Annotated in this window: 21 protein-coding genes; 18 read left to right on the top strand and 3 right to left on the bottom strand. The window is 70.4% G+C overall.

Annotation, left to right across the window (positions count from 1 at the left end; translation table 11 throughout):
• The first annotated feature begins 37 nt into the window (after positions 1 to 37).
• Complete coding sequence (locus BLT23_RS17505) at positions 38 to 1,087, top strand: putative glycoside hydrolase (protein WP_176946794.1); 1,050 nt, start codon at positions 38 to 40, stop codon at positions 1,085 to 1,087.
• Here the strand turns inward: BLT23_RS17505 and BLT23_RS17500 are convergent.
• Both BLT23_RS17500 and BLT23_RS17495 read right to left on the bottom strand, forming a co-directional pair.
• Positions 1,084 to 5,964 carry a TIR domain-containing protein gene (locus BLT23_RS17500; RefSeq protein WP_090050664.1) on the bottom strand — a complete coding sequence of 1,627 codons (4,881 nt, stop codon included), beginning with the start codon at positions 5,962 to 5,964 and terminating at the stop codon, positions 1,084 to 1,086. The genes BLT23_RS17505 and BLT23_RS17500 overlap by 4 nt on opposite strands.
• 44 nt (positions 5,965 to 6,008) lie before the next feature.
• Positions 6,009 to 6,755 (bottom strand): universal stress protein, encoded by a 747-nt coding sequence (locus BLT23_RS17495; RefSeq protein ID WP_176946793.1) that lies wholly within the window; start codon positions 6,753 to 6,755, stop codon positions 6,009 to 6,011.
• A 277-nt stretch (positions 6,756 to 7,032) separates the two neighbouring features.
• Between BLT23_RS17495 and BLT23_RS17490 the strand changes: the two genes are divergently transcribed.
• The 8 genes from BLT23_RS17490 (at position 7,033) to BLT23_RS17455 (ending at position 17,303) form a co-directional block, all read left to right on the top strand.
• Positions 7,033 to 8,559 carry a UDP-N-acetylmuramoyl-L-alanyl-D-glutamate--2,6-diaminopimelate ligase gene (locus tag BLT23_RS17490; RefSeq protein ID WP_281248852.1) on the top strand — a complete coding sequence of 509 codons (1,527 nt, stop codon included), beginning with the start codon at positions 7,033 to 7,035 and terminating at the stop codon, positions 8,557 to 8,559.
• Positions 8,556 to 10,025, top strand: coding sequence for a UDP-N-acetylmuramoyl-tripeptide--D-alanyl-D-alanine ligase (locus BLT23_RS17485; RefSeq protein WP_090050657.1), 1,470 nt, complete (start codon positions 8,556 to 8,558; stop codon positions 10,023 to 10,025). Before BLT23_RS17490 ends, BLT23_RS17485 begins: the two co-directional genes overlap by 4 nt.
• Positions 10,022 to 11,107, top strand: coding sequence for a phospho-N-acetylmuramoyl-pentapeptide-transferase (gene mraY, locus BLT23_RS17480; protein ID WP_090050655.1), 1,086 nt, complete (start codon positions 10,022 to 10,024; stop codon positions 11,105 to 11,107). The genes BLT23_RS17485 and mraY overlap by 4 nt, the downstream gene beginning before the upstream one ends.
• Before the next feature lie 4 nt (positions 11,108 to 11,111).
• Positions 11,112 to 12,485 (top strand): UDP-N-acetylmuramoyl-L-alanine--D-glutamate ligase, encoded by a 1,374-nt coding sequence (murD, locus tag BLT23_RS17475; RefSeq protein ID WP_090050652.1) that lies wholly within the window; start codon positions 11,112 to 11,114, stop codon positions 12,483 to 12,485.
• A 130-nt stretch (positions 12,486 to 12,615) separates the two neighbouring features.
• Positions 12,616 to 14,016: a putative lipid II flippase FtsW gene (gene ftsW / locus BLT23_RS17470; RefSeq protein WP_090051186.1), complete on the top strand. Its 1,401-nt coding sequence runs from the start codon at positions 12,616 to 12,618 to the stop codon at positions 14,014 to 14,016.
• A gap of 37 nt (positions 14,017 to 14,053) precedes the next feature.
• Positions 14,054 to 15,157 (top strand): undecaprenyldiphospho-muramoylpentapeptide beta-N-acetylglucosaminyltransferase, encoded by a 1,104-nt coding sequence (gene murG / locus BLT23_RS17465; protein WP_342713669.1) that lies wholly within the window; start codon positions 14,054 to 14,056, stop codon positions 15,155 to 15,157.
• Positions 15,154 to 16,557 carry a UDP-N-acetylmuramate--L-alanine ligase gene (murC, locus tag BLT23_RS17460; protein ID WP_090050649.1) on the top strand — a complete coding sequence of 468 codons (1,404 nt, stop codon included), beginning with the start codon at positions 15,154 to 15,156 and terminating at the stop codon, positions 16,555 to 16,557. The genes murG and murC overlap by 4 nt, the downstream gene beginning before the upstream one ends.
• Positions 16,554 to 17,303, top strand: coding sequence for a cell division protein FtsQ/DivIB (locus BLT23_RS17455; protein ID WP_090050646.1), 750 nt, complete (start codon positions 16,554 to 16,556; stop codon positions 17,301 to 17,303). The genes murC and BLT23_RS17455 overlap by 4 nt, the downstream gene beginning before the upstream one ends.
• Positions 17,304 to 17,671: 368 nt before the next feature.
• Here BLT23_RS17455 and BLT23_RS17450 read toward each other — a convergent pair whose 3' ends face one another.
• Complete coding sequence (locus BLT23_RS17450) at positions 17,672 to 18,553, bottom strand: RICIN domain-containing protein (RefSeq protein WP_143035961.1); 882 nt, start codon at positions 18,551 to 18,553, stop codon at positions 17,672 to 17,674.
• 330 nt (positions 18,554 to 18,883) lie between these two features.
• Between BLT23_RS17450 and ftsZ the strand changes: the two genes are divergently transcribed.
• From ftsZ to BLT23_RS17405, 9 genes are all read left to right on the top strand, one after another.
• Positions 18,884 to 20,257, top strand: a complete 1,374-nt coding sequence (gene ftsZ / locus BLT23_RS17445; protein ID WP_090050642.1) for a cell division protein FtsZ — start codon at positions 18,884 to 18,886, stop codon at positions 20,255 to 20,257.
• Positions 20,258 to 20,468: 211 nt separating this feature from the next.
• On the top strand, positions 20,469 to 21,173 hold the full coding sequence (gene pgeF, locus BLT23_RS17440; RefSeq protein WP_090050640.1) for a peptidoglycan editing factor PgeF: 705 nt from the start codon (positions 20,469 to 20,471) through the stop codon (positions 21,171 to 21,173).
• A complete protein-coding gene (locus BLT23_RS17435; RefSeq protein WP_090050637.1) occupies positions 21,170 to 21,868 on the top strand; it encodes a YggS family pyridoxal phosphate-dependent enzyme in 699 nt (232 codons plus the stop codon). Before pgeF ends, BLT23_RS17435 begins: the two co-directional genes overlap by 4 nt.
• Positions 21,869 to 21,935: 67 nt before the next feature.
• Complete coding sequence (locus tag BLT23_RS17430; protein WP_090050635.1) at positions 21,936 to 22,589, top strand: cell division protein SepF; 654 nt, start codon at positions 21,936 to 21,938, stop codon at positions 22,587 to 22,589.
• An 18-nt stretch (positions 22,590 to 22,607) separates the two neighbouring features.
• Positions 22,608 to 22,883, top strand: a complete 276-nt coding sequence (locus BLT23_RS17425) for a YggT family protein (RefSeq protein WP_090051184.1) — start codon at positions 22,608 to 22,610, stop codon at positions 22,881 to 22,883.
• A gap of 48 nt (positions 22,884 to 22,931) precedes the next feature.
• On the top strand, positions 22,932 to 23,750 hold the full coding sequence (gene wag31 / locus BLT23_RS17420; RefSeq protein WP_090050633.1) for a DivIVA-like cell division protein Wag31: 819 nt from the start codon (positions 22,932 to 22,934) through the stop codon (positions 23,748 to 23,750).
• Between the two features lie 15 nt (positions 23,751 to 23,765).
• Entirely contained in the window at positions 23,766 to 24,254 is a 489-nt protein-coding gene (locus tag BLT23_RS17415; protein ID WP_090050631.1) for a hypothetical protein, read from the top strand.
• Positions 24,255 to 24,303: 49 nt separating this feature from the next.
• Entirely contained in the window at positions 24,304 to 25,224 is a 921-nt protein-coding gene (locus tag BLT23_RS17410) for a hypothetical protein (protein ID WP_143035960.1), read from the top strand.
• Between the two features lie 56 nt (positions 25,225 to 25,280).
• Positions 25,281 to 26,018 carry an alpha/beta fold hydrolase gene (locus BLT23_RS17405; protein WP_090050626.1) on the top strand — a complete coding sequence of 246 codons (738 nt, stop codon included), beginning with the start codon at positions 25,281 to 25,283 and terminating at the stop codon, positions 26,016 to 26,018.
• Positions 26,019 to 26,028: the final 10 nt, after the last annotated feature.

Here is a 26,028-nt window from a genome sequence, read left to right as displayed (position 1 = left end):
CTGGCTTCACATGAACAGCACTCCGGTGTCCGACGCAATGATCAAAACGGAGGCGAAACGCCGTTCCCACGTCGTCCTGAACGCCTGGGAGACGGAACTCGCGAAGAAGCTCAAGGCGGCGAACCCGAAGATCCAGACGTTCGTCTACAAAGACCTTTCCTCGACCCGCAGCTACGCGTGCTCCGACGGGGTCGACGACGCCGACCTGCCGACCGGCGTCGGCTACTGCGAGGCCGATCCGTCGTGGTTCCTGAACGGTCCGCGCGGTGAGCGCTTCGAGTACTCCGGCTACTCCGGCCACTGGCAGATGGACGTCGGCAACCCCGGCTACCAGCAGGCGTGGGCCGACAACGTGATCGCGTCCAGCAAGGCGTTCGACGGCGTGCTCATGGACAACGCCCTCTTCACCTGCGACACCTACCACGAGGGCGTCTGCCCGCCCGCCTACCCGACCGACGAGGCGATGCGCTCGGCCTACGTCTCGATGCTCGCCAACACCCGGCAGAAGTTCGTCGACGCGGGCCTCAAGACCGTCGCGAACCTCTCCGGCGCCCGCCTCCACGAGGGCGCCTGGGACCGCTACGTCCAGCACCTCGACGGCGGCTTCGACGAGTGGTGGCTGACCTTCGGCGACCGCGACCTGCTCTCCGAGTACCCGCAGGGCTGGAGCCGCCAGCTGGCCGAGATCAGCGCGAACGAGGCCAAGGGCAAGATCACCTGGGTGCAGCCGCACCACAGCGGCGCCGACCAGCCGTTCCGCTACGCCCACGCGAGCTACCTGCTGGTCGCGGGCGAACACTCGGCGATCACCCCCGTCAGCCGGACCGACGGCTACGGCGATCCCGCCCCGTGGCGCGCCGAGTACGACTGGAACCTGGGCGCACCGCTCGAAAAGCACCACCAGGTGGCGACCAACGTCTACGAACGCGAGTTCCGCTGCGGCACCGTGATCGTCAACGCGAACAAGACCGGGAGCGCGCCCCGCGTCGTGCGGCTCAACGGCAGGCACATCGACGAGAAGGGCGCGTCGGTGTACTTCGCGGCGGTGGCGGGCACGACCGGGACGGTGCTCCGCAAACCCTGCTAGGACCAGCGCTGCTGTTCGCCGGTGATGCCCCAGACCAGCTGCTCGAACGGGTCCGGGTAGGGCTTGCGCATGTCGACGGCGGACCGGATCCGCAGGAAACCCGGGAAGTCCGGTTCGCCGTCTGTGCCGTCGAGGATCACCGGGATGACCGGCTTGTCGGTGCCCAGCGCGAGGTCCTGGATCAGCTCCATCTCCGCCTCACGCCACCGGCCCCGGCCGCCGGGACCGATGATCACGGCCGCGGCCCTGCTCGCCGCGATGCCCTCGGCCATCGCGACCTGCCAGTGCGAGCCCGGCTTGATGTCGTGGACGTCGAGCCACGGCAGCAGCCCACGAGCCTCCAGCCGTGTCGCGAGTTCCAGGACTAGCGGCTTGTCCTGCTCGTTGTGACACAGGAACACGTCGTACGCGCCGTCGTCGCGCTTGCCCTTCAACGTGACCGCTGTGACGTCTTGGTCGCGCTGGGCGTCGGCGTGCGAGTTCATCTCCTCGACGACGGGGCGCACGTCGGCCTGCTCCTCGTCGACGAGTTGGACGACGCCGTCGCAGAGCTGGCACGTCACCGTCGTCATCCCGCGGTCGAGCCGGAGTTGCACCACCTCGTCCGTGACGGCGTAGTCGCACGAGCCGCACCGCCGCACCCGGCGCTGCTCGACGTCACCGGCCCGCTGTTCCAGGTGCTCCACGACATAGGCTTCGAACTGACGCCGGACGATCGGCGACGCGGCCTCGTCGTAGAACAGCGCCAGCTCGCCGCGGCCCTCCTCGACCTCGCGGATCGCGATGCCGCACGTGCCGCCCGCGTCGGCCAGGTAGGTCGCGGAGTTGTGCCACATCTCGTGCCGCTCGAAGAACCGCGAGTGCGACAGCCGCACGGCCAGCGTCGAGTAGATCGAGTACAGCGGCCCGTCGAACGTGAACACGACGTCCTGGCCCGGCAACCGCGGCGCGTCCGGCCGCTCCCTGGTGAACTGCGACGGGAAGATCAGGTCGACCTCCCTGTCGGTCACCTCCCGCAGCGCGATCTCGCGCCGCAGCAGCTCCTGCACGACGGCGTTGAGCAGGATCCGCTCCTGCTCCTGGTTGGTCAGCCGTTCGTCGGCGGGAAGCCGGAACCGCCCTTCGAGCGCGTCGTCCTCACGGACGAACCCCAGCCCGTCCGGCTCGTCCTTCGCCGCCTGCACCAGCGACGACGCGTAGGAGTCGAGCAGCTCCGGCCGCAGCAGCACGTGGTCACCGAATGACAGCCGCCGCACCACGCCGACGCTCTCCAGACGTCCGACGCACGCCGAGAACCTGTCCACCAGCTCTTCGACGGACGTCGTGTCGAGCTGCGTGCGGCGAAAGCTGTGGGCCAGGTCGTCCACAGTGGTCAGGACCCGGCCGTACTGCTTCTCCTCGACCACGAAGTCCTTGATCGCCTCGAACAGCTCAGTGGAGCTGACGACCGGCAGCTCGTCCCAGTCGATGCCCTCGCGCACCTCCCTGACCAGGTCTTCGACGCCCCAGCCCTCCTTCGCGCTGGTCTCGACGTACCGGTCGAACCCTAAGGTCTTCATCGTCTCCTGGATGCGTTCCCTGCTCACCGCCACCGTGCCGCGGTCGGCTCGCGCGGCCACGAGGAACGTGCGCATCCGCACACCCTCCGCACCGTCGAGCCGCTGTGCCTGCGCGAGCGCCCGGCTCCAGTACTGCACGCCGGCGAACGGGTCGGTCTCACTGCGCGCGTCGAACACGACCAGCGCGACGGCCACCTCGTTGAGGTGCAACTGGTGCACCATCCGGTAGCCGGGCTGGCCGGCGAGGTCCCACAGCAGTGTCTCCCTGGTGTGCACGTCCCCGGACGAAAGGGTGGCGTGCGCCTTCTCGAAGGTCCACACGTTGCGGCCGTGCGTCGACTCGGTGGGCTCGAACGGCTTCCCACTCAGCACCAGCCCGAGACCGGACTTGCCGACGCCGGTGTCACCGACGAGCACAACCTTCGCGTTGGTGTAGCGACGCGCGGTCTTGGCGAGCACCGCCGAGTCCAGCACATCGCGGTGAAGGCGCACGACGTCGAAAGTGGCCCCGTCCTTGATCGCGAGCAACGGTTCCGTGGGGTGGAACGCGAGCCCGCCGCGCCGTTCGACGTTCGTCCGCTCGATGGTGGCGACGCACTGCCAGTCCCGTGTCCGCCACAGGCGGGCGGTGTTGTCCTGCGACAACGTGGCGAGCAGCGACCCGTCCGGGGAGAACTTCGCGCTCAAGATCGGGGCGGTGTGCTCATTGAGCACCGCCACTGTCAGTCTTTTCCGGATGTCCAGGACGCGGACCGCCGACTCGCTCCGGGAGACGAACGCACCCCTCAGGTTGTCGTCGGACGGTGCGAAGTCCAGCATCTCACCATTGGGACGGCTGCTCCACACCCGAACCAGGTCCTCGGCCCGGACGAGGTGCACCACGGTTCGCAGCAGGAAGGTTCGGCGTACGACCACGATGTGCTGTCCGTTCTTGGTCCACCGAGGCGCGGGCAAGTACGCCCTGCCCTCCTGGCCTGCCTCGGCGAATATGTGCTCGCCGAGGGAAACACCAGTAGCGGCGTCGACGAGCCGCAGAGAGCGGCGGTCGAGCAACGCGAGCGTCGAGCCGTCAGGTGACCAGCTGACCCGCGTGCCGCTCCTCACCCGGCACAGCTCGCGAGCGAAACGGCCGTCGAACCCGGCGACCACGACGTGGTTCGCCTCCACGATCGCGGCCACCGGCCGGGTCGGGTGCCAGGCGACGTCCCTGGCCTTCGGCCGGTTCTCGACCACTTCCGCGATCTCCCCCGCGACATCGAGGAACGTGAGCCGGTCACCGGAGATGGCGCTGACCAAGCCGCCGTCGGCGGACCAGGTCAGCTGGCCGATCGCGGTTGTTCCCACCTCCAGCGAGCGGTGGACGAACTCGACACCGCTCCGCCCGGACTCCTGCTTCACGGAGCCGGGGCCCACAGCCGACAGCAGCAGCTGAAGGTTCTGGCGGTACATCGCGGGACGCGTGACCTGCTGGATCTTGGCACTCAGGCCGCGTGCCAACTGGAACCGCTTCCCCGCGTGCATCTCGTCGGCCAGCACGACCAGCATCTCGAGGATCGCCGGACGGCTCGCCAGACTCCTGAGCGGGAGCAGCCTGGCCAGGTCGTCACCGTCCGGCTGTGCTGATAGCTCCTCCAGCAGGAAGGAGGCGATCTGGTAGTCGGCGAGGGGGCCTGACCGCGTCCTGCGGACGGAGAGGAGCCCGACCAGGTCGCGCCACTCGCGGTGACGGAAGAACGTCTCCACTTCCGCCAAGGCGAGCGACTTCGAATCGGACCCGGTACGCCGTGCGTGCAGTTCCGCCAGCTGCTCCAGAAGTGCTGTCGTCGAAAAACCGGGCTTTTGCTCCGGCACTGTCGGATCGGTGAGGTGGCAGGCAGCCAGGAACAGCAGCTGAGGCCGGCTGGCCAGCGGCATCCGGGCGAGCATGGCCTGCATCGGCAGCCGTCGGCGCGGTGTGTCGGCGGTGGCTTCGTTCCACCGGTCGACCCAGGCGCGGACGCGCGCCTCGTCGAACGGCTCCAGCCGCACCACGCGAGTGCCGTCCGGGAGGAACGACCGGTCCACGAACGACGTCTGCGACGTGACGACGACGGCTGTCGGACGACCCCGTGCCGCTTCGATGCGCTGGAAGTCGAAGACCGCCTCCAGGTAGTCGCGGTCGGCCTCCAGTTCGTCGAGGCCGTCCAGCACGACGACGGGCACCCTGTCGGCGAGATCCGCCCAGGTGAGAGCGCCTCCGGTGAGGCCGCGCAGGACCCGGTCGACCTCGTCGGCCACTGCACGGTCCGGGGCCACGTCACGCAGCGGGACGCGGACCACGGCCGCGTCACCGATCGGCGGGGCGGCGGCCAGCACCTTGGCCACCGTCGACTTGCCGGACCCGGTGTCGCCGATCACCAGCAGGGGGGCCGAGATGCCCAGGGGACTACTGAGGTGACCGGCCAGCATCAGTTCGAAATCGTTGCGCAGCGGGACCTCCGTCGTCCACCAGCCGTCGTCCACCAGCCTCGCCGACGGCCCGGCCGCGGTCACGCGGAAGGCGGGGCTGACGTATAGCCGGTCGATCGACGGCAAGTCCGGCGTGTCCTGGCGGAGAGCGGCGCGGTTCACGTCGCCCAGCACCCCCAGCGGGCCTTCGCGCCGCACGTGCCAGGAGGACAGCCAGTGGGTCAGGCCGGACGTGGCGTTCGGGTCGGAGGGCGACACCCACACCACGAACTCGGGCACGGCTGTCGTCAACGCCAGGAAGCTCGCCGCGTACTTCTCGACCACTGTGGACGCGAACTCGGAAGCAGGTGTCCTCAGGGCACCGTGCAGGACGCGCGAGATCCGCTCGAACCGGTCAGCCGCCCATCGCCTGACGTCCGCGAGGTGGGCCTGGAAATCCCGGGAGGCGGAAGGCGGCGGCAGGGAATCCGAGTAGAGGTGCACCACCAGCGAGTGGTCTTCCTGGTGCCACTCGGCGGGGGCTTGCAGGGAGAGCGGGTCGGCCACCGCGCTCCGGAGCACGTCGAAGAACGCCAGCGCCACCGTCACGGTGTGCACGGAGGTGACCACCTCCAGCCGGACTCGGCCGGTCGAAAGCGACGGCAGCGGTTCGACGGCACGTTGCCTCGCCCCGAGCACCCGGCCTCCCACCGGACTGCCCGGCATGATCCAGCCGAAGATGCCGTGCATCGACGTGGAGATGTTCATGCCGGTCAGCACCGCACCCAGGCGACGGTTCACCGCGTCGAGCCACTGCGGGTCGTCCTTGTCGTTCGTGCCGAGGACGAGCAGGGCGCCCCGGAGGGTGGTGGCAGCGGCGACGGGCGGCATCGGGACATGCTAGATAACCCGTGCGAGCCCGAACGACTTCGTTGCTAAGGCATCACCCGGTTGTCGTGCACGGGTTCCGGCCGAGCCACCAGCACCGGGCACGACGCGTGGTAGAGCGCCGCGCGGGTGAACAGGCCGATGCCGTGCTGCCCGCCCTTGCCGACCACCACGAGGTCCGAGTCCAGCGCGGCCAGCGCCTCGGCCGGGTGCCGTGACTCGACGGCGACGTCGGGGGTCAGTTCGGGAGCGGTGGTGCGCAGGAACAGCACGGCTCGGCGGATCGCGGCCTCGTCGCGGGGGACGGTGGCGCCGGGCTGGGCCGGTGGGTGGACGTGCAGCAGGCGCAGTGAGGCGCGGCGGGTGCGGCAGAGTTCCACCGCTCGTCGCAGCACGACCGGGTCCTCGCACCCGCCCACGGCGGCGGTGACCCAGCCGTACTCGCCGCGGATCGCCTGGGGGCGTCCGCGCACCACCACGACGCCACAGCGTGCGCGGCGCAGCACCGGGAGGACGAGGGAGCCGAGGCCCAGGCCGCGGTGTTGTTCTCCTCGGCAGCCCATGACGACGGTCGCGCTGGAGTCGGACGCTCCCACCAGTGCGGCCACCGGGTCGTCGCCGGTCGGGCGGAAGTGGGCCGTGAGCATCGGGAGCCGTTCCAGGACACGTTGGACGGTCGTGTCACCGGGGTCCGCCAGGTACACCTGGAGGTCCGTCCTCAGTGACCACGCGTGCCGCGCCGCCCACTCGAAGGCGTGGTAGGCCGACTCGGAAGTGTCCACTCCGACCGTCACGGAACGACTGAAATCAGGTGCCCAGAAGGAGAACCGCCTGGGCTGCACCGCCGTGCTCATCTTCATCTCCGCCTCCTGCCAGGTCTCCACCTCACCGCGCGCGCCTCCCGGCACACAGGGCCGGAAGTCACGAAGCGGGCAGGAACTTGTGCGGCCGGACGGGCTCGCCGGGACAGAGCAGCGCCGGCACCCACCCGAACGGCCCATCTCGGCTGATCATCACCCGAACGCCAACGCGCCGCCCGGCCACTGTGAGTACGCCGGTAGCCTCTTGCCCGTGCCTGCCAAGCTCGAGGGCAAGGTCGCGACCGCCCCGCCCCGCCCCAACACCATCCGACCTGCTTCCGCGGCTGCTCTCGCCGCGGTGGCCGACGTGCACCTGACCAGGCCGGCACATGCCGACGTCCAGGTGACGGGGGTGACTCTGCGTGCACAGCACGTGGTCCCCGGAGACCTCTACGCCGCCTTGCCGGGCGCGCGTGCGCACGGTGCCGACTTCGCCGAGACGGCGCTGGCCAACGGTGCCGTCGCCGTGCTGACCGACGAGGCCGGTGCGGCACGGGAGGCGCTCAAGGACGTCCCCGTGCTGGTCCACCCGCGCCCGCGGGAGGTCGTCGGCCTGCTCGCCGCGCACGTCTACGGCCGTCCGTCGGCCAAGGTGAAGCTGTGGGGGGTCACCGGCACGTCCGGCAAGACCACCACCACCTACATGATCGAGTCGGTGCTGCGCGCCGCCGGGAAGCACACCGGCCTGATCGGCACGGTCGGCACCCGCATCGGTGACGAGCAGCTCGGCAGCTCCCACACCACGCCGGAGGCGCCGGACCTGCAGGCGCTGTTCGCGGTGATGGCCGAGCGCGGCGTCACCGACGTGGCGATGGAGGTGTCGAGCCACGCGCTGCACATGGGCCGCGTCGCCGCCACCGAGTTCGAGATCGGCGCGTTCACGAACCTCAGCCAGGACCACCTCGACTACCACGCCGACATGGAGGAGTACTTCCAGGTCAAGGCGCAGCTGTTCGACGGCCGCGCGCGTCGCGAGGTCGTCTGCGTCGACGGCGAGTGGGGCTCCCGGCTGGTCAAGGACTCGACGATCACCGTCGCCACCACGAAGCCCGCGGACTGGACGGCGAGCGACATCGAGGTGAGCGCCACCGGTGAGCAGACGTTCACCGCGCACGGACCGGACGGCGACATCGAGATCCACCTGCCGCTCGCCGGCAGCTTCAACGTCGCGAACGCGCTGCTGGCCATCGCCTGCCTGCACGCGGAGGGCGTCCCGGCCGCCGCCATCGCGCAGGGGCTGCGGACCGTGCAGGTGCCCGGCCGGATGCAGCGCGTCGACGAGGGCCAGGAGTTCACCGCCGTCGTCGACTACTCCCACAAGCCCGCCGCCGTCGCGCTCGCCCTGGACGCCGTGCGCGCCAAGACCGACGGCCGCGTGATCGTCGTGCTGGGCTGCGGTGGCGACCGCGACCGCGCGAAGCGGCCGCTGATGGGCGAGGCCGCCGCGGAGCGGTCCGAGATTTTGATCGTCACCGATGACAACCCGAGGAGCGAGGACGCGTCCTCCATTCGGGCCGCCATGCTCGAAGGGGCCCTCGCCGCCGCGAACCGGGGCGAGGTGCTGGAGATCGGGGACAGGAAGCTCGCCATCGGCAAGGCCGTCGAGCTCGCACGTCCCGGCGACGTCGTCGTCGTGGCGGGCAAGGGACACGAGACGGGACAGGAGATCGCCGGCGTGGTTCACCCGTTCTCGGACGTCGAGACGCTGACCGCCGCGATCAGAGAGGCTCACCGTTGATCGCACTCACGCTCGCCGAGATCGCTCAGGTCGTCGGCGGACGGCTGCACGCAACCGACGGCTCGCCGGTGGTCACCGGCTCCGTCGAGTTCGACACCCGCGAGATCACCGAGGGCGGCCTGTTCCTGGCGCTGCCCGGTGAGCGCGTGGACGGGCACGACTTCGCAGCGCAGGCCGTCGCCGCCGGTGCGGCCGGGGTGCTGGCGGGCCGGGAGGTCGACGCCCCCGCGGTGATCGCGCCGCCGGTCGAGGTCAAGCACGCCCGCGCGTACGTGCTGGCGGGCGACACCACCGGCGAGGGCGCCGCGGTGCTCGCGGCGCTGGCCAAGCTCGCCCGGTACGTCACGGACCGGCTCACGCACCTCACGACGGTCGGCATCACCGGCTCCGCGGGCAAGACGTCCACCAAGGACCTCATCGCCCAGGTGCTGCGGCCGGACGGCGAGGTCGTCGCGCCGCCGGGATCGTTCAACAACGAGCTCGGCCACCCGTGGACGGCACTGCGCGCCACCACCGGCACGCGGTTCCTGGTGCTGGAGCTGTCCGCGCGGGGCGTCGGCCACATCGAGCACCTGTGCGAGGTCGTGCCGCCGCGGTTCGGCGCCGTGCTGAACGTCGGCACCGCGCACCTCGGCGAGTTCGGCTCCCGCGAGGGCATCGCGCAGGGCAAGGGCGAGCTGGTCGAGGCGCTGCCGAGCGAGGCGGACGGCGGTGTGGCGATCCTCAACGCCGACGACCCGCTGGTGGCGGGCATGGCGAGCCGCACGAAGGCCAAGGTCGTCCTCGTCGGCGAGCACCCGGACGCCGACGTGCGCGCCGTGGACATCGAGCTCGACGAGCACGCCAGGGCCGGCTACACCCTGCGGACGGCGCAGGGCGAGGCGCGGGTCCAGCTCGCGCTCAGCGGCTCGCACCACGTGAACAACTCGCTCGTCGCCGCCGCCATCGCCCTGGAGCTGGGCGCCACGCCCGCCGAGGTCGCGCGGCGGCTGGGCGACGCGCAACGGGTCTCCGCCCACCGCATGGTCATCACCGACCGCGCGGACGGCGTGACCGTCATCGACGACGCCTACAACGCGAACCCCGACTCGGTCAGGGCCGCGCTGAAGGCGCTGGCGACGATCTCGCGCGCCACGACGCCCGCCCGCCGCAGCTGGGCCGTCCTCGGCCCGATGGCGGAGCTGGGCGACGACGCCGTGCGCGAGCACGACGAGATCGGCCGCCTCGCGGTGCGCCTGGACATCAGCAAGCTGGTCGTCATCGGTGACGCGGCCCGCGCGATGCACCAGGGTGCGCACCTGGAAGGATCTTGGGGAGACGAATCGGTCCTGGTGCCGGACGCGGACGCGGCGACCGAGCTGCTGCTGGGGGAAGTCCGGCCCGGTGACGTCGTGCTGGTCAAGGCATCCAACGCCTACCGCCTGTGGCGCATCGCCGAGGCCCTGCTGGAGGCAGGAACCAAGTGAAGAGCATCCTGATCGCGGCCGCGATCGCACTAGCGGTGTCGATCCTGCTGACGCCCTACCTGATCAAGATCTTCTCCCGGCAGGGCTTCGGCCAGGAGATCCGCGAGGACGGCCCGCAGCACCACAAGACCAAGCGCGGCACGCCGACCATGGGTGGCGTCGCCATCCTGGTCGCGATGTGGGCCGGCTACCTCGGCACGCACCTGGTGAACTCGATGTCGGCCTCGGCGTCGGGGCAGACCCCGACGGCGTCCGGCCTGCTCGTGCTGATGCTGACCACCTCGCTCGGCCTGGTCGGCTTCCTCGACGACTTCATCAAGATCCGCAAGCAGCGCAACCTGGGCCTGAACAAGACGGCGAAGCTGGTGGGCCAGTTCATCGCGACGATCACGTTCGCGATCCTGGTGCTGCAGTTCCCGAACAAGGACGGCCTGACGCCCGCGTCGGTCAACCTGTCGTTCGTCCGCGACATCACCGTGGTCTCGTTCGGCGTCGTCGGGTTCATCGTCTTCTGCTACGGCATGGTGGCGGCCTGGTCCAACGCCGTGAACCTGACCGACGGCCTCGACGGCCTCGCGGGCGGCTCGTCGGCGATGGTGTTCGGCACCTACGTCGTCATCTCGTTCTGGCAGTTCCGCTACAACTGCTCCAGCTACGCGGTGGCGGGCTGCTACGACGTGCGCGACCCGCTCGACCTCGCGGTGATCGCCGCGGCGGCGATGGCGGGCTGCATCGGCTTCCTCTGGTGGAACGCCGCCCCCGCGAAGATCTTCATGGGCGACACCGGGTCGCTCGCGCTCGGCGGTCTGGTCGCCGGTCTCGCGATCGCCACCCGCACCGAGTTGCTGATGATCGTCATCGGTGGCCTGTTCGTGGTCGAGGCCCTGTCGGTGGCGTTGCAGGTCGCGGTCTTCCGCACGTCCCGGCGGCGGTTGTTCCGGATGGCGCCGTTCCACCACCACTTCGAGCTGGCGGGCTGGGCGGAGACCACGGTCATCATCCGGTTCTGGCTGATGGCGGGCATCTGCTGCATGTTCGGTCTCGGCGTCTTCTACAGCGAATGGCTCACAGGCGGGTTCTAGGCACATGACGAAGCTGGCCGGTTCCAAGGTTCTGGTCGCCGGTGCGGGCGTGACCGGGCGGTCCGCCGCCGAGGCGCTGCTCGCGGCGGGCGCCGAGGTCGTGGTGACGGACTCGTCGCCGGACCGGCTGGCCGCGCTGGAGACGCTGCTCGACGGCGTCGAGCTGGTGCCGGGCCTGACCGAGCCGCCGGCCGGCACGTCCCTGGTCGTCACGAGCCCCGGCTGGCGGCCGTCGAGCCCGCTGCTCGCGGCCGCGGCGGCGGCGGGCGTCGAGGTGATCGGCGAGGTCGAGCTGGCCTGGCGGATGGCCTCGGAGCTGGCCGACCCGCCGGTGTGGCTCGCGGTGACCGGCACCAACGGCAAGACCACGACGGTCGGCATGCTGGAGTCGATCCTGCACGCGGCCGGAGCGGACGCCGTGGCCTGCGGCAACGTGGGCCTGCCCGTCGTGGACGCGCTGCTGGCGGGGCGCCGGGTGCTCGCCGTGGAGCTGTCGAGCTTCCAGCTGCACTGGGCGCCGTCGGTGCGGCCGCAGGCGGGCGCGCTGCTCAACCTCGCGGAGGACCACCTCGACTGGCACGGCGGCATGGACGCCTACGCGCGGGCCAAGGCGGGCGTCCTCACCGGCGACGTGGCGATCGGCTGGCTGGACGACGACCTGGTCGCCGACCTGCTGGAGGCGTCGCCCGCCCGCGACCAGGTCGGGTTCACGTTGCAGGAGCCCGCGGACGGGCAGCTCGGCGTGCGCGACGGCTGGCTGGTCGACCGGGCGTTCGCCGACGACGAGCCGCTGGTCGAGGTCGCGAAGATCCGCCCGGCGGGGCCTCCCGGCATCGCGGACGCACTGGCCGCCACGGCGCTGGCCCGTGCCTACGGGGTGCCGTCGGAGGCGGTGCGCGAGGGCTTGGAGGCGTTCGAACCGGCGGCGCACCGCTCGGTCCTGGTGACCGTCGACGACACCGGTGTCCGCTACGTCGACGACTCGAAGGCGACGAACCCGCACGCCGCGGTGGCGTCGCTGCGCGGCTACGACAGCGTCGTGTGGATCGCCGGCGGGCTGCTCAAGGGCGCGTCGGTCGACGACATGGTGCGCACGGAGGCCCACCGGCTGCGCGGTGTCGTCCTGATCGGTGCCGACCGCGCCGTCATCGCCGAGGCGCTGGCGAAGCACGCGCCGGACGTCCCGGTGCGCGTGCTCGACGTCACGGGGGCCGGTGAGCCGATGCAGGCCGTCGTCCACGCGGCGCGGGAGCTCGCCCAGCCGGGTGACACGGTGCTGCTCGCGCCCGCCGCCGCGTCGATGGACATGTTCACCGACTACGCCCACCGCGGCCAGGCGTTCGCCGACGCCGTCAGGAGGCTGGCGGCGGATCGGTAGGTTCTCGGCGCGACACGCCCCAGGAATCCCCGTTCGAGCGCTTGACACAGGAGACGATGATCTGGTGACCGTCGTCGCCGACAAGCCGAGGAACAAGCGGAAGGTTCGTCCCGCGGGCCGCGTCGCGTCGATGCGCGGCGGCCTGACCGCGTGGCTGAGCCGTCCGCTCGCCGACTTCCATCTCCTGCTCGCCATCTTCGGCATGCTCACCGTGCTCGGCCTGGTGATGGTGCTGTCGGCATCGGCGCCGGGACAGGTCGCGTCGGGCGTGTCCGCCTACAGCGTGTTCCAGCGCCAGCTCATCTACGTCTGCATCGGCGCGGTGCTGTTCTGGTTCATGCTGCGGTTCCCGCTGCGCAAGCTCCGGCACGTCTCCACGGCCGCGATGGGCATCGGCGTGCTGCTGCTCGCGCTGGTGCTGACACCGCTCGGCGACGTCCGCGGTGGCGCCCGGTCGTGGTTCACGCTCGGCCCGATCTCGTTCCAGCCCATCGAGGCCGTGAAGCTCGCGCTCGCGCTGTGGGGCGCGCACGTCCTGGTCACCAAGCGGGCGCTGCTGTCGCAGTACCGGCACCTGCTGGTGCCCGTCGTGCCGGTCGCGATGCTGGTGTTCGCGCTGGTCATGTTGCAGCCCGACCTCGGCGGCACGATCACGCTCGGCGTGGTGCTGATCAGCCTGCTGTGGTTCGTGGGCGCGCCGATGAGGCTGTTCGGCGTGATCGCCGGTGGCGCGGTGGCCGGTGCCGTCGTGCTCGCGATCGGCGCCGCGTACCGGCTGCAGCGCGTGACGACGTTCCTCAACCCGGACGCCGACCCGCTCGGTGCCGGCCTTCAGGCCCGGCAGGCGATGTTCGCGCTCGCCGAGGGCGGCCTGTTCGGCAAGGGGCTCGCGCGGGGCAGCTCGCAGTGGCGCTACCTGCCCAACGTCGAGTCGGACTTCATCTTCGCCGTCATCGGCGAGGAGCTCGGGTTCGTCGGCTGCGCGCTGGTGCTGCTGCTGTTCGGCGGCCTCGCGTGGGTGGGCCTGCGGGTGGCGTCGCGCAACACCGACCCGTGGATCAGGATCGTGTCCGCGACGCTGACGGTGTGGCTCGTCGCCCAGGCCGCCATCAACATCGGCTACGTCGTGCGGCTGCTGCCCGTCACGGGCATCACGCTGCCGATGATCTCCTCCGGCGGCACGTCGATCGTCACGACGATGATCGTGTTCGGCATCCTCGCCAACTGCGCCCGGCACGAGCCCGACGCCGTGGCCGCGCTGCGCTCGCTCGGTCCCGGCCGGGTCGGTGGCCTGCTGAAACTGCCCGCGCCCGAGGCGTACCGGCCGCCGCCCAAGCGCAAGCCCGTCCGCCCGTCCTCGCCCCCGCGCGCACCGGGCAGGCGCACGCAGCAACTTCCGGTGGTCGACGAACGTCGTGTGGCGGGGAGGTCCGCACCTCCCTCGGAGTACCGTCGCCGCGACACCCGCCGGGTCAACCAGAGCCGTTCCGAACCTGGCCGGTCGGCCCGCGGGCGCGGGCGATACAACTGACCGACACATCCTGAGCCGACAAATCCGGAGGCAAGTCTTGACCGGGCACCCTGCCCCCAGTGGTCCGTGCATCGTGGTCGCGGGTGGTGGCACCGCCGGCCACATCGAGCCGGCACTGGCGCTGGCCGACGCGGTCATGCGGCTGCGACCGGACGCGCGCGTCGTCGCCCTCGGCACGTCGCGCGGTCTGGAGACCAAGATCGTTCCGGCGCGCGGGTACCCGCTGGAGCTGATCCCGCCGGTGCCGATGCCGCGCAAGCCCACCCTCGACCTGCTGAAGCTGCCGCTGAACGTGCGCGGCGCCGTGAAGCAGACGCGCGACGTGCTGGAGCGCGTCGGAGCGGACGTCGTCGTCGGGTTCGGCGGCTACGTGGCGCTGCCCGCGTACCTGGCCGCCCGCGGCCGCGTGCCGATCGTGGTGCACGAGGCCAACGCCAAGGCCGGTCTCGCGAACAAGGTCGGCGCCAAGTTCGCCGAGCACGTCGCGGCGGCCGTGCCGGACTCCGGCCTGTCCGACGCGCAGATCATCGGCATCCCGCTGCGCCAGTCGATCACGTCGCTCGACCGCGCCGCGCTGCGCGCCGAGGCCCGCCGGTTCTTCGGCCTCGACCCGCACGCCCCGACGCTGCTGGTGTTCGGCGGCTCGCAGGGCGCGCGGTCGATCAACGAGGCCGTGGCACCCGTGGCGGCCGAGTTCGCCCGTGCCGGCGTCGGCGTGCTGCACGCGTACGGGCCGAAGAACTCCGTTGCGGTGCAACAGGTTCCGGGCCGTCCGCCGTACGTGACGGTGCCGTACCTGGAGCGCATGGACTACGCGTACGCCGCGGCGGACGCCGTGCTGTGCCGTTCCGGTGCGATGACCGTCGCCGAGGTCTCGGCCGTCGGCCTGCCCGCGGTGTTCGTGCCGCTGCCCATCGGCAACGGTGAGCAGGCGCTGAACGCCGGTCCCGTGGTCTCCGCCGGTGGTGGCCTGCTGGTGCCGGACGACGAGCTGACGCCGCAGAAGGTCGCGTCCCTCGTCGTGCCGCTGATGGCCGACCGCAACCGGCTGGCGCAGATGTCCGCGGCGACGCTCGGCACCGGCCGGCGCGAGGCGGACGAGGTCCTGGCCCGCACAGTCCTGGATGTGATCAAGAAATGAGCCTCGAACGCGTTCACCTCGTCGGCATCGGGGGTGCCGGCATGAGCGGCATCGCGAGAATCCTGCTGGCCCGCGGCGTGCAGGTGTCCGGGTCGGACGCCAAGGACTCGCGGACCGTGCTGGCGCTGCGCGCCCAGGGCGCCCGGATCGCCGTCGGGCACGACGCGGCGAACCTCGGCCAGCTCGTCGGCGGCCCGACCGAGGTCGTGGTGTCCACCGCGATCAGGGACACGAACCCGGAGTACGCGGCGGCGCGCGAGCGGGGCATCACGGTGCTGCGCCGCGCCGAGGCGCTCGCCGCGCTGATGGAGGACCACCGCGTCGTCTGCGTCGCGGGAACTCACGGCAAGACGTCGACCACGTCGATGCTGACGGTCGCGTTGCAGCACTGCCGGGTGGACCCGTCGTTCGCGATCGGTGGTGACCTGAACGAGTCCGGCGCCAACGCCCACCAGGGCACCGGTGGCGTGTTCGTGGCGGAGGCGGACGAGTCCGACGGCTCGTTCCTGTTCTTCTCGCCGTCGGTCGCCGTCGTGACGAACGTCGAGGCGGACCACCTCGACCACCACGGCACCGTCGAGGCTTACACGGCCGTGTTCGACTCGTTCCTGGAGCGGATCGTGCCCGGCGGCGTCCTGGTGTCCTGTGTGGACGATCCCGGTGCCGCCCGGCTGGTCGCCGAGGCCCGTGCGCGCGGCATCCGCGTGCGCGAGTACGGCCGCACCGCCGCGGACGCGCGTCTCGTCGACTACAAGCCGCTGGAGACCGGTGGCCTGGCGTCGGTCGAGATCGACGGCGTCGTGGTCGAGGTGAAGGTGTCCGTGCCGGGCGAGCACATGGCGTTGAACGCCGTGGCGGCCCTGCTGGCGGGGCTGGAGCTGGGCGCGGACCAGGCGGGCCTGCTGGAGGGGCTGGCGGCGTTCGGCGGCGTGCGGCGCCGGTTCGAGTTCAAGGGCCGCGCCGGTGGCGTGTCGGTCTACGACGACTACGCGCACCACCCGACCGAGGTCGACGCACAGTTGCGCGCCGCCCGCCCGGTCGCGGGAGCGGGCCGCGTCGTCGTGGTGTTCCAGCCGCACCTGTACTCACGCACCCGCACGTTCGCCACGGAGTTCGCCGCCGCGTTGTCCCTGGCGGACGAGGTCGTCGTGCTCGACGTGTACGGGGCCCGCGAGGAACCCGAGCCCGGCGTGACCGGCGGCCTGATCGCCGAGCAGGTCACCGCCTCGGTGCACTACGAGCCGTCGTTCGACCGCGTGCCGGCCCTGGTGGCGGGCCTCGTCCGCGACGGCGACCTGGTGATCACCATGGGCGCCGGTGACGTCACGATGCTCGGCCCCGAGATCGTCAGCGCGCTGTCGGCGGGCGAGCGGGCGCCGTCGGGCGAAGAGCAGGCATGAGCGCCCCGGTTCGTGGCAGGTCCACGCGCACGCGTCCCGCGAACCGGAGACCGAAGAGCGCCGAGTACCGGGCGCGGCGCAGGATCATCCTGCGCCGCCGCCTGGTCGCGCTCCTGTCCGTGCTCACCGTGGTGGGCCTGGGCTACTGCGTCTACTTCACGCCGATGCTGGGCGTCGGCGAGGTGGACGTCCGCGGCTCCGTGGTGCTGACCGAGGACGAGGTCCGCACCGCCGCGGCCATCCCCCCGGGCTCCCCGCTGGTGCGCCTGGACCTCGACGCCATCCACGACCGCGTGGCCGCCCTGCCGCGCGTGGCCGCCGTGGAGGTGGAACGCCAGCTGCCCGGCACCGTCCAGCTGCTGGTGACCGAACGCGTCCCGGTCGGCTCGGTGAAGCTGCCGGACGGCTTCCACCTGGTCGACGCGACCGGCAAGGACTACGCGGTCCTGCCGACCCCCGCACCGGGCGTGCCCGAGCTGGTGCTGGCGGCACCGTCGCCCGCGGACGCGGCGACCCGCGCCGTGGTGGGCGTCGTGAACGAGCTGCCGGAGAAGCTGCGGCCCGAGGTCGTGTCGGTGGCGGCGACGTCCGGTGCCGACGTGAAGGTGACGCTGACCGGGGACCGCGTGGTGCGGTGGGGCAGCTCGGAGAACACGCCGCGCAAGGCGGCGGTGCTGCTCGTGCTGCTGACCAGGCCGGGCACGACGTACGACGTGTCGGCGCCCGACCTGGCGACCGTGTCCTGAGTTCTTCGCGCTCTGCTCCGGTGACCGCCGTGGTCACCGGACAGCGGTCAGGGTCGCGGCCTCGGTGGCCGTGACGGCGTGGGGTAGCGGCGGACTCGCGGGTGCGAAGCGCGCGGGACGGGCTGGCAGCTCATGTTCCTCCCCCTCACCCGTTCCGCCTCGACAACGCTCTCACCGCTCGCACGAGCAGGCTTCCCGGCCTGCTCGTGACGAGTTCCAGGACGATCGCGTCGATCACGAGCGAGCGCACGGACGCGGATGCGGGTGCCAAGACGGGCCTCCAGGTTGATGAACGACTGCCGTGTTCATCGGGTTCTGCCGGGAGGCATTAGCCGCCTTGATCGTTTTCACCCGATGGGTGCACTCGGTCAGGCGGGGAGCAGCTGCCAGTGCTGCAGGACGTGCTGGGAAAAGTTCTCCGTGGCGATCACCCGGCCGTTGAAGGGCGTCAGGTACTGCTCGCCGTTCACCACCGTGTAGTTGTCCAGTTCGTCGCCGGTGAGCTTCCACAGTTGGCCGTCCGAGGCGAGGTCACAGGGCCGGAGGTGCACCAGGGTCTCGGGGAACTGGAGCAGTTGCAGGCACCGTCCGCTCTCCTGGCTGCGCAGGGCGACCCGCCCGTCGCCCGTGTCGAGCCGGTCGAACCCCGGCGCGATGTCGCACGGCTTCGACAGGTTGAACTCCCCCTGGCCTTCCGCCACGCAGGTGCCCTTGCTCGCGGATCTCAGCTTGACCACGCTCCCGAGCTGCGGTGGCGGCATCACCCCGACCTCGCGCACCACCCAGAGCCGGGTCGGTCCCGGGGAGTCGTCCGTCGCCATGATCACTTCGCGGTAGCCCTCGTAGAAGTACGTGTCGGCGAACCTGGTCCCGGCATCGGTCGTAGTCGCCAGCCGCACCGTTCCGTCCACGTCCGGAAGCTCTTGGAAGCGCTGGCCGGCCTCGGTGCGCGCGCACTGCTGCTCGACCAGCAGGTAGGTGCCGCCGACGCAGTGGCCGTCGATGCCGCGCAGGTAGGACCCGCCGCCCGTGGATGCTGGAATCCGTTCGAACCGCTGTGCCGCGCTTCCGGCGCAGGCGCTCATGCTCATGCGGTGCTCGATCGGCGCGACCGAGTCCAGGCACAGGCCGTTGGCCACGTTCGTGATCTCGACGATCGTGTTGCCCTCCGGCGCCGCACCCGCGGGTGCGACCGTCACTGCCCCCAGGGCGATCGCGGCCAGCGCGACGCCCAGCATCTTGGTCATCATGATCGGGAACGTAACGCCGAACACCGGAAACGGTGTGCAAGTGTGGAAGGGCGGGGGAGACGATCTCCGCGATCGGGTTCCGACTAGGCTTGTGGTGCGCCGTGCTTGATGCCGTGCGTACTGCTTGACGGCACGACCGGGGAGTAGTAGCGCACAGTGTTGGGACCCTACGGCGTGGCTGCTGGACCGACGCACCGCCGGTGCTTACCGTCCAGCAGGAACATACGGGGTTGACATAACTCTGGACCTCGCCGAGAGGTTGAGAGCTTCAATCCGGGTGCATCCTCACCCAGCACCACAGCGCGGACCACGATCAGGAAGGCGGATCCGATGACGCCCCCGCACAACTACCTCGCGGTGATCAAGGTCGTCGGCATCGGTGGTGGCGGCGTCAACGCCGTCAACCGCATGATCGAGGTCGGGCTCAAGGGTGTCGAGTTCATCGCGGTGAACACCGACGCACAGGCCCTGCTGATGTCTGATGCCGACGTCAAGCTCGACATCGGCCGTGAGCTCACGCGCGGCCTCGGTGCGGGTGCGAACCCCGAGGTCGGGCACAAGGCCGCCGAGGACCACCGGGAGGAGATCGAGGAGGTCCTCAAGGGGGCCGACATGGTCTTCGTGACCGCCGGCGAGGGCGGCGGCACCGGCACCGGCGGCGCGCCCGTCGTGGCCTCCATCGCCCGCAAGCTCGGCGCGCTCACCATCGGTGTCGTCACCCGCCCGTTCTCGTTCGAGGGCAAGCGCCGCGCCAAGCAGGCCGAGGACGGCATCCAGGCGCTGCGCAACGAGTGCGACACGCTGATCGTCATCCCGAACGACCGCCTCCTTCAGCTCGGCGACATCGGCGTCAGCCTCATGGACGCCTTCCGCTCCGCCGACGAGGTGCTCCTCTCCGGTGTCCAGGGCATCACCGACCTGATCACGACCCCCGGTCTGATCAACCTGGACTTCGCCGACGTCAAGTCGGTCATGTCCGGCGCGGGATCGGCGTTGATGGGCATCGGGTCGGCGAGAGGCGAGGGCCGGGCCGTCCAGGCCGCGCAGAAGGCGATCAACTCGCCACTGCTCGAAGCCTCGATGGAGGGGGCGCACGGGGTGCTGCTCTCCATCGCCGGTGGCTCCGACCTGGGGCTCTTCGAGATCAACGAGTCCGCTTCGTTGGTGCAGGAAGCCGCGCACCCGGATGCGAACATCATCTTCGGTACGGTGATCGACGACTCGCTGGGTGACGAGGTCAGGGTCACTGTGATCGCGGCCGGGTTCGACGGTGGGGGGCCGACGCACAAGAAGCTGGAGCCGACGGCGTTGTCTTCGCCGCCTCGGGCTTCTGCCGGGCCGATCGCGGCCGGCTCGGCCGCGCCTTCGCATGGTGCGGCTCCGGTTTCCCAGGCGCCGGTTTCTCAGGCTCCTGTGGGGCAGGCCCCGGTTTCGCAGGCTCCCGTTGGTCAGGGGCATGCCGGGCAGGCGCCTGTTCACCAGGCTCCGCCGGTCCACCAGGCTCCGCCGGTTTCCCAGCACGAGGTTCGGCAGACTCCGCCCAGTTCTGTGCCGCCTCAGTCCTCTCCTGGACAGGGGAACGGGTACGTGCCCTCTGTGCCTCGGTCGCTTTCTCCGCAGAACGGGTCGTTGCCTTCCCGGCCTGTGCCGGTCACGGACGACCCTGATGACGAGGTGGATGTGCCGCCGTTCATGCGGCGGTGAGGATTTTGCCGGTCTGACCTCGGCGTTGTGGCGGGGGATGATCTTGTCGGACCCCCTGGGCAGCGTTTGGGCTCAGGGGGTCTTTCGTTCGGGGGCACGCCTGCGGTCGCTTGCGCCTCGCATTGCCCGGGACTGCTCGGCTTCGCGTCGTGCCCGGGCTTCCTGGGCCGGTGGGCGTGGGTGGGAGTGCGGGTCGAACTAGGGTGGTGTCGTGCGCATTCGTCGTGTAGTCACCACCCGCGCCGGTGGCGTGTCCAAAGGGCCCTTCTCGTCGTTCAACCTCGGGGATCATGTGGGGGACGACCTCGAGGCGGTCGAGGCCAACCGGGTTCGGCTTGCCGAGGGGATCGGGCTTTCCGCTGATCGTCTCGTGTGGATGGAGCAGGTGCACGGGCGGACCGTCGCCACTGTGGACGGGCCTCGGGCGGAGGCGCTTGAGGCCACTGATGCTGTTGTGACGAAACAGCCTGGGTTGGGGCTTGTCGTGTTGACGGCTGACTGCGTGCCCGTACTGCTCGGTGATGCCGAGGCCGGTGTGGTCGGGGCTGTGCACGCCGGGCGTGTCGGGGCCCGTGTCGGGGTCGTCGTCGAGGCGCTCAAGGCGATGATGGCGTTGGGCGCCGAGTTGGGGCGGATCGAGGTTCTGCTCGGGCCGTCGGTGTGCGGGGAGTGTTACGAGGTGCCCGCTGACATGCAGAAAGACGTGGAGAAGCACCTGCCTGGCAGTGCGTCCAAGACGCGGCGGGGGACGCCTGGGCTTGATCTGCGGGCCGGGTTGTGGAACCAGCTGGCCAGTGCCGGGGTGGGCAAGATCGGGGTGGACCCGCGCTGCACGTTCGAGGAGAAGGACCTGTTCAGCCATCGGCGGGAGGCGCCCACGGGGCGGCTCGCCTCGGTCGTCTGGGTCGAGTCGTGAGCCGGGCCTCGGAGATCGCGGAGAACCTCGCCGAGGTCGAGGAACGGATCGCTCTGGCCTGTGCGGCGTCGGGGCGGAGACGGGACGAGGTGATGTTGCTCGCGGTGACGAAAACCTGGCCCGCGAGCGATGTCGAGATCCTTTATGAGCTCGGGTTGCGGCACTTCGCGGAAAACCGGGATCAGGAAGCGAGTGCGAAGGTCCGCCAATTGAGACATCTCGAAGAAGCGAGATGGCACATGGTCGGGCGGTTGCAGCGGAACAAGGCGAAGTCCGTTGTCGAGTGGGCCGATCAGGTCGACTCCGTCGACAGCGTCCGGCTGGCCGAGGCGCTCGCGAAAGCGGCGCGGGCCGCGGGGACGAAGCTGGACGTGTTGCTGCAGGTCAGCATCGACGGGGACGTGTCGCGCGGGGGGTGTCCGGTGGAGGATGTTCCGGAACTCGCTGGCGTGATCACACGATCGGGTGATCTTATTCTTCGGGGGGCGATGACGGTCGCGCCTCTCACGATGAAGCCGGCAAGGGCGTTTGAGGCGTTGGCTTCCGTGGTATCAGGCTTGCGTGATGATCATCCCACTGCTGTCGGTGTGTCTGCGGGAATGAGCAACGACCTGGAAGATGCCATATCGCACGGATCCACCTGCGTGCGTGTCGGAACGGCGTTGCTCGGCAACCGGCGACTAACCTCGCCATAGGGTTGTCGGGAACCTCGGGACCGTCCGCACCGTCCCTAGAGTGGGGAACCGCCGAGGAGGGGCTGGAATGAGCGCTTTGCACAAGCTGAAGGCCTACTTCGGGATGGTCCCCGCCGAGTACGCAGACGACCCGGGCTACGACGACGAGCGCGGTCGCTACGGCGACTACCGGTCCGAGTACCCCGAGGCCGACGACTACGACCCGTACCCGCGGCGCAACCGCGTGTTCCCGCCCGGCCGGTCCGAGCTGCAGAGCTCCGGGTACCGGTCCGACCTCGACGACTCCGACGAGTACGAGCCCGAGACGCGGCGCCCCGGCGTCGCGCCCGCGGCCACGCGCCGGTGGGCCGCCGACGCGCCGGTGCACGGTGCGCTGGCGGTCGAGCCGCAGCGCGAGCCGGTGAGCAGGCTGCGCCCGGTCGCCGAGCCGGCGGGCAACCCGATGGCGCGCATCACCACGCTGCACCCCCGCAACTACAGCGAGGCGCGCACGATCGGGGAGCACTACCGGGACGGCACCCCGGTGATCCTCAACCTGACCGACATGGACGACGCGGACGCCAAGCGTCTCGTCGACTTCTCGGCCGGTCTCGCGTTCGCTCTGCGCGGGTCCATGGACAAGATCACCAGCAGGGTGTTCCTTCTCTCACCCCCCAATGTCGACGTCACCGCGGAGGACCGGCGGAAGCTGGCCGAGGGCGGGTTCGGGAACCACGGCTAGAGTTGAGCCGTGGACCCGATCCTTCTCGTCATCTTCTACGCGCTCTTCGCGTTCTCCCTGTTCCTGACCGCGCGTGTCGTGGTCGAGCTGGTCCGGACGTTCGCGAGGGAGTGGCGCCCCGCCGGTGGCGTGGCCGTGACGCTGGAGACCGTCTACACGGTCACCGACCCCCCGGTACTTCTACTCCGTCGGGTGATCCCGACGGTGCGGATCGGGGGCGTCGGGCTGGACCTATCGATTATTGTGCTGTGGCTGGTCGTTATCATTCTGATGCGATTCGCAGATCCCAGGTGACGGGGAACCGTGGGATGACCGCAGCCCAGGAGTGCGAGAGGTGATCCGATGCCGTTGACCCCCGCTGACGTGCACAACGTCGCGTTCAGCAAGCCGCCGATTGGCAAGCGGGGCTACAACGAGGACGAGGTGGACGCGTTCCTCGACCTGGTTGAGGGCGAGCTGGCCCGCTTGATCGAGGAGAACAACGACCTCCGTCAGCAGGTCGAGCAGCTCGACCAGCAGCTCGAGACGACGCGCGCCGACCTCGACGACGCGCGTGCCAAGGCTGCCGCCGGCCCCATGACGAGCCGCATGCCGGTGGAGGAGCCGCCGCGCCGCCTGGCGCCGGTCCCGCCGCCCACGGTCATGGAGCAGACGTCCCCCGGTGGCGGTGGTGACCACCACGTGCAGGCCGCGAAGGTCCTGGGTCTCGCCCAGGAGATGGCGGACCGGCTGACCGGCGAGGCCAAGGCCGAAGCCGACGGCATGCTGTCCGAGGCGCGCACGAAGTCCGAGCAGTTGCTGTCCGAGGCCCGTGCCAAGGCCGACACGATGGTCAACGAGGCGCGCACGCGTGCCGAGACCATGCTGAACGACGCGCGCACGCGCTCCGAGACCCTCGAGAGGCAGGCCCGTGAGAAGGCCACCGCGCTCGACCGGGACGCGCAGCGCAAGCACGCCGAGGTGATGGGCAACATCACCCAGGAGAAGAACACGCTCGAGAAGCAGATCGACAAGCTGCAGACGTTCGAGCGCGAGTACCGCACGCGACTGAAGACCATGCTCGAGTCGTCCCTGCGCGACCTCCAGGACCGCGGCCCCGCCGCACCGTCCGAGGGCCGTTCCCAGGGCTACTCCTTCGGCGCACGTGCCGAAGCGGGCTGAACTACTGTTCGCTAGGTGCTCTTCGTAGTTCTGCTTCTCGTGCTGGCAGCCCTCGGGTTGCTCGTTCCCGCGCTGACCACGTCCGGCATGGTCTGGGCATGGTCGTCCGTGGGTGCGAGCACGCTCGCCGCCCTGGTCCTCGCTTGGGACTGGTGGCGGCGGCGACCGGGGGACCCCGCTGCCGACACGCAGAGTGTAGATCAACATCTTGCAGCTGATGATCATCGGGTGGTGGAGCCGGAAGACGCCGGCCCGCCCTCCGCTGACGAGGAACCACCGGAAGAGGACACCGACGCGGCGGACCTGCTCGTCGTGGCCGATCTGGTGGACGAGGTCCGGGTGCTGGACGAGCGGCCCCGGTACCACCTGAGCTCGTGTTCCTGGCTCGCCGGGAGGCCCACGCTGGGTCTCCCGGTGCAGGAGGCACGCCAGCTCCAGTTCACCCCGTGCGCTGTCTGCACCCCCGATCGGGTGCTCGTCCGAAAGAGTCGCGCGGTGGGCTGATTCGCCGGAACCCCGGGTGCGGGCCGCGAGCGGGCGCTATGAACGCCCCATGCCGCGAAGACCCGTGCCGGGAAAACCCCTCCTGATCGCCGTAGTCGTGGCCGCTTTCATGCTGGTCGAGGTCTTGCCCGCCGCCGCGCAGCCGGTGACGGAACTGCCTCCCTGCATCACTGACGACCTGCGCGAGGACGCGATCAAGTTCAAAGCCGAGGACGGCGTCGAGCTGCCTGGTGTGGTGCTCGGCAGCGGGTCCACTGGCGTGCTGCTGGCGAGCAGTTCGTCGAACAGCAGTTGTGACTGGCTGCCGTTGGCGCAAGAGCTGGCCGACGACGGCTACCAGGTGCTTTTCTACGAAAATCGAGACTTCCGGCTGCGCGACGTCCGGAACGCCTTCGACCAGGACGTGCTGGGTGCCGCCAAGGAGCTCGAACGGCGAGGGGCTTCCTCGATCGTCGCGGGTGGGATCGCCGTCAGCGCCGCCGCGGTCGCCACTGTGGCGGGACGGATCCCGGGGCTGAAGGGGATGTTCCTGCTCTCCCCGTACAGGGCCTTCTACACCCGCACTTCCGAGCTGGACGCCGTGCGTGGCATCGGGGCGGTCCAGGTTCCCTCGCTCATCCTCGTCCCCGAGGAGAAACAGCCGCAGGACGCTCCGGAGCAGGTGGACGCCGAGGAGGATCTGGAGGCTCCGAACCTGGCCGAGCAGGCCCGGGAGGTGGCCGACGCGGCCACGAACGCCACTCTGGAGAGCATGCCGGGTGAGCTGTTCTTCACGACGCTCGACAAGCACCCCGATGTGCGGAACAGGGTGCGGGCCTTCGTGCGGGAGACGCTGCCCGCGCCGAGTTTCCTCGATCGGTGGCTGGGGCCGATCGCCGGTGCGGTGGTGCTGCTCGCGATGGTCGTCGCCGTGGTGGTCGTCGTGCGGCGCAGCCGTCCCCGACGTGCTGAGACGGTGGCCCTGGACTAAGTGGGACACTGTCCCATAACGTACCGGCACAGTGTCCCACTTATGGAGGAGGGCTCATGCCGGTGACCTACGTGCTGGTGCACGGGGCGTGGCACAGCGGTCAGTGCTGGGCGCGGGTCGTGCCGCTGCTCGGCGCGAGCGGCAGGCGGGTGGTCACGCCGACGCTCACCGGCTACGGCGAGACCCGCCACCTGATGGGGCCGGAGACCGGGCTCCGCACGCACACGGCCGACGTCGTGCGGCTGCTCGTCGACCTGGACCTGCGTGACGTGGTGCTGGTCGGGCACAGCTACGCGGGGATGGTGATCTCCGCGGTGGCGAACGAGGTGCCCGAACGGATCGCGCGGCTCGTCTACCTCGACGCGATGGTGCCGGAGCACGGGGAGAGCGCGTTCGACGCCATGCCCGCCGCCCGCGGCATGGTCGGCGACGACTGGCGGCTGCCTCCGCCGCCCCCGCCGTTCGGGCTGTTCGGCGTCACGGACCCCGTCGACGTGGCGTGGCTGAACACGATGCTCTCCGACCACTCCGTGCGGTGCCTGGCCGAGGCGGTCGCGATGGACAACCCCGCGCTGGACGCGATCCCGCGCACGCACGTCCACTGCACGATCAGGCCGGAGGGTCTGGAGGCTCGCCCGGTGCCCGCCGTGCAGCCGAACGGGGAACCGGCCGACGTGCGCGAGCTGAACGCCGGGCACGACTGCATGATCACGGTGCCCGGCGAGCTGGCGGACGTGCTGCTGGCCGTGGGTGACCTGGCCGAGTCGCGTTCGCCTGTGGGAGCCGGGGGCTGACGGCCTAGGA

It is taken from the genome of Lentzea fradiae (assembly GCF_900100955.1).
Classification (GTDB): domain Bacteria; phylum Actinomycetota; class Actinomycetes; order Mycobacteriales; family Pseudonocardiaceae; genus Lentzea; species Lentzea fradiae.
The sequence above is the reverse complement of the archived record's forward strand: the minus strand, read 5'-3'. Positions and strand labels throughout refer to the sequence as shown.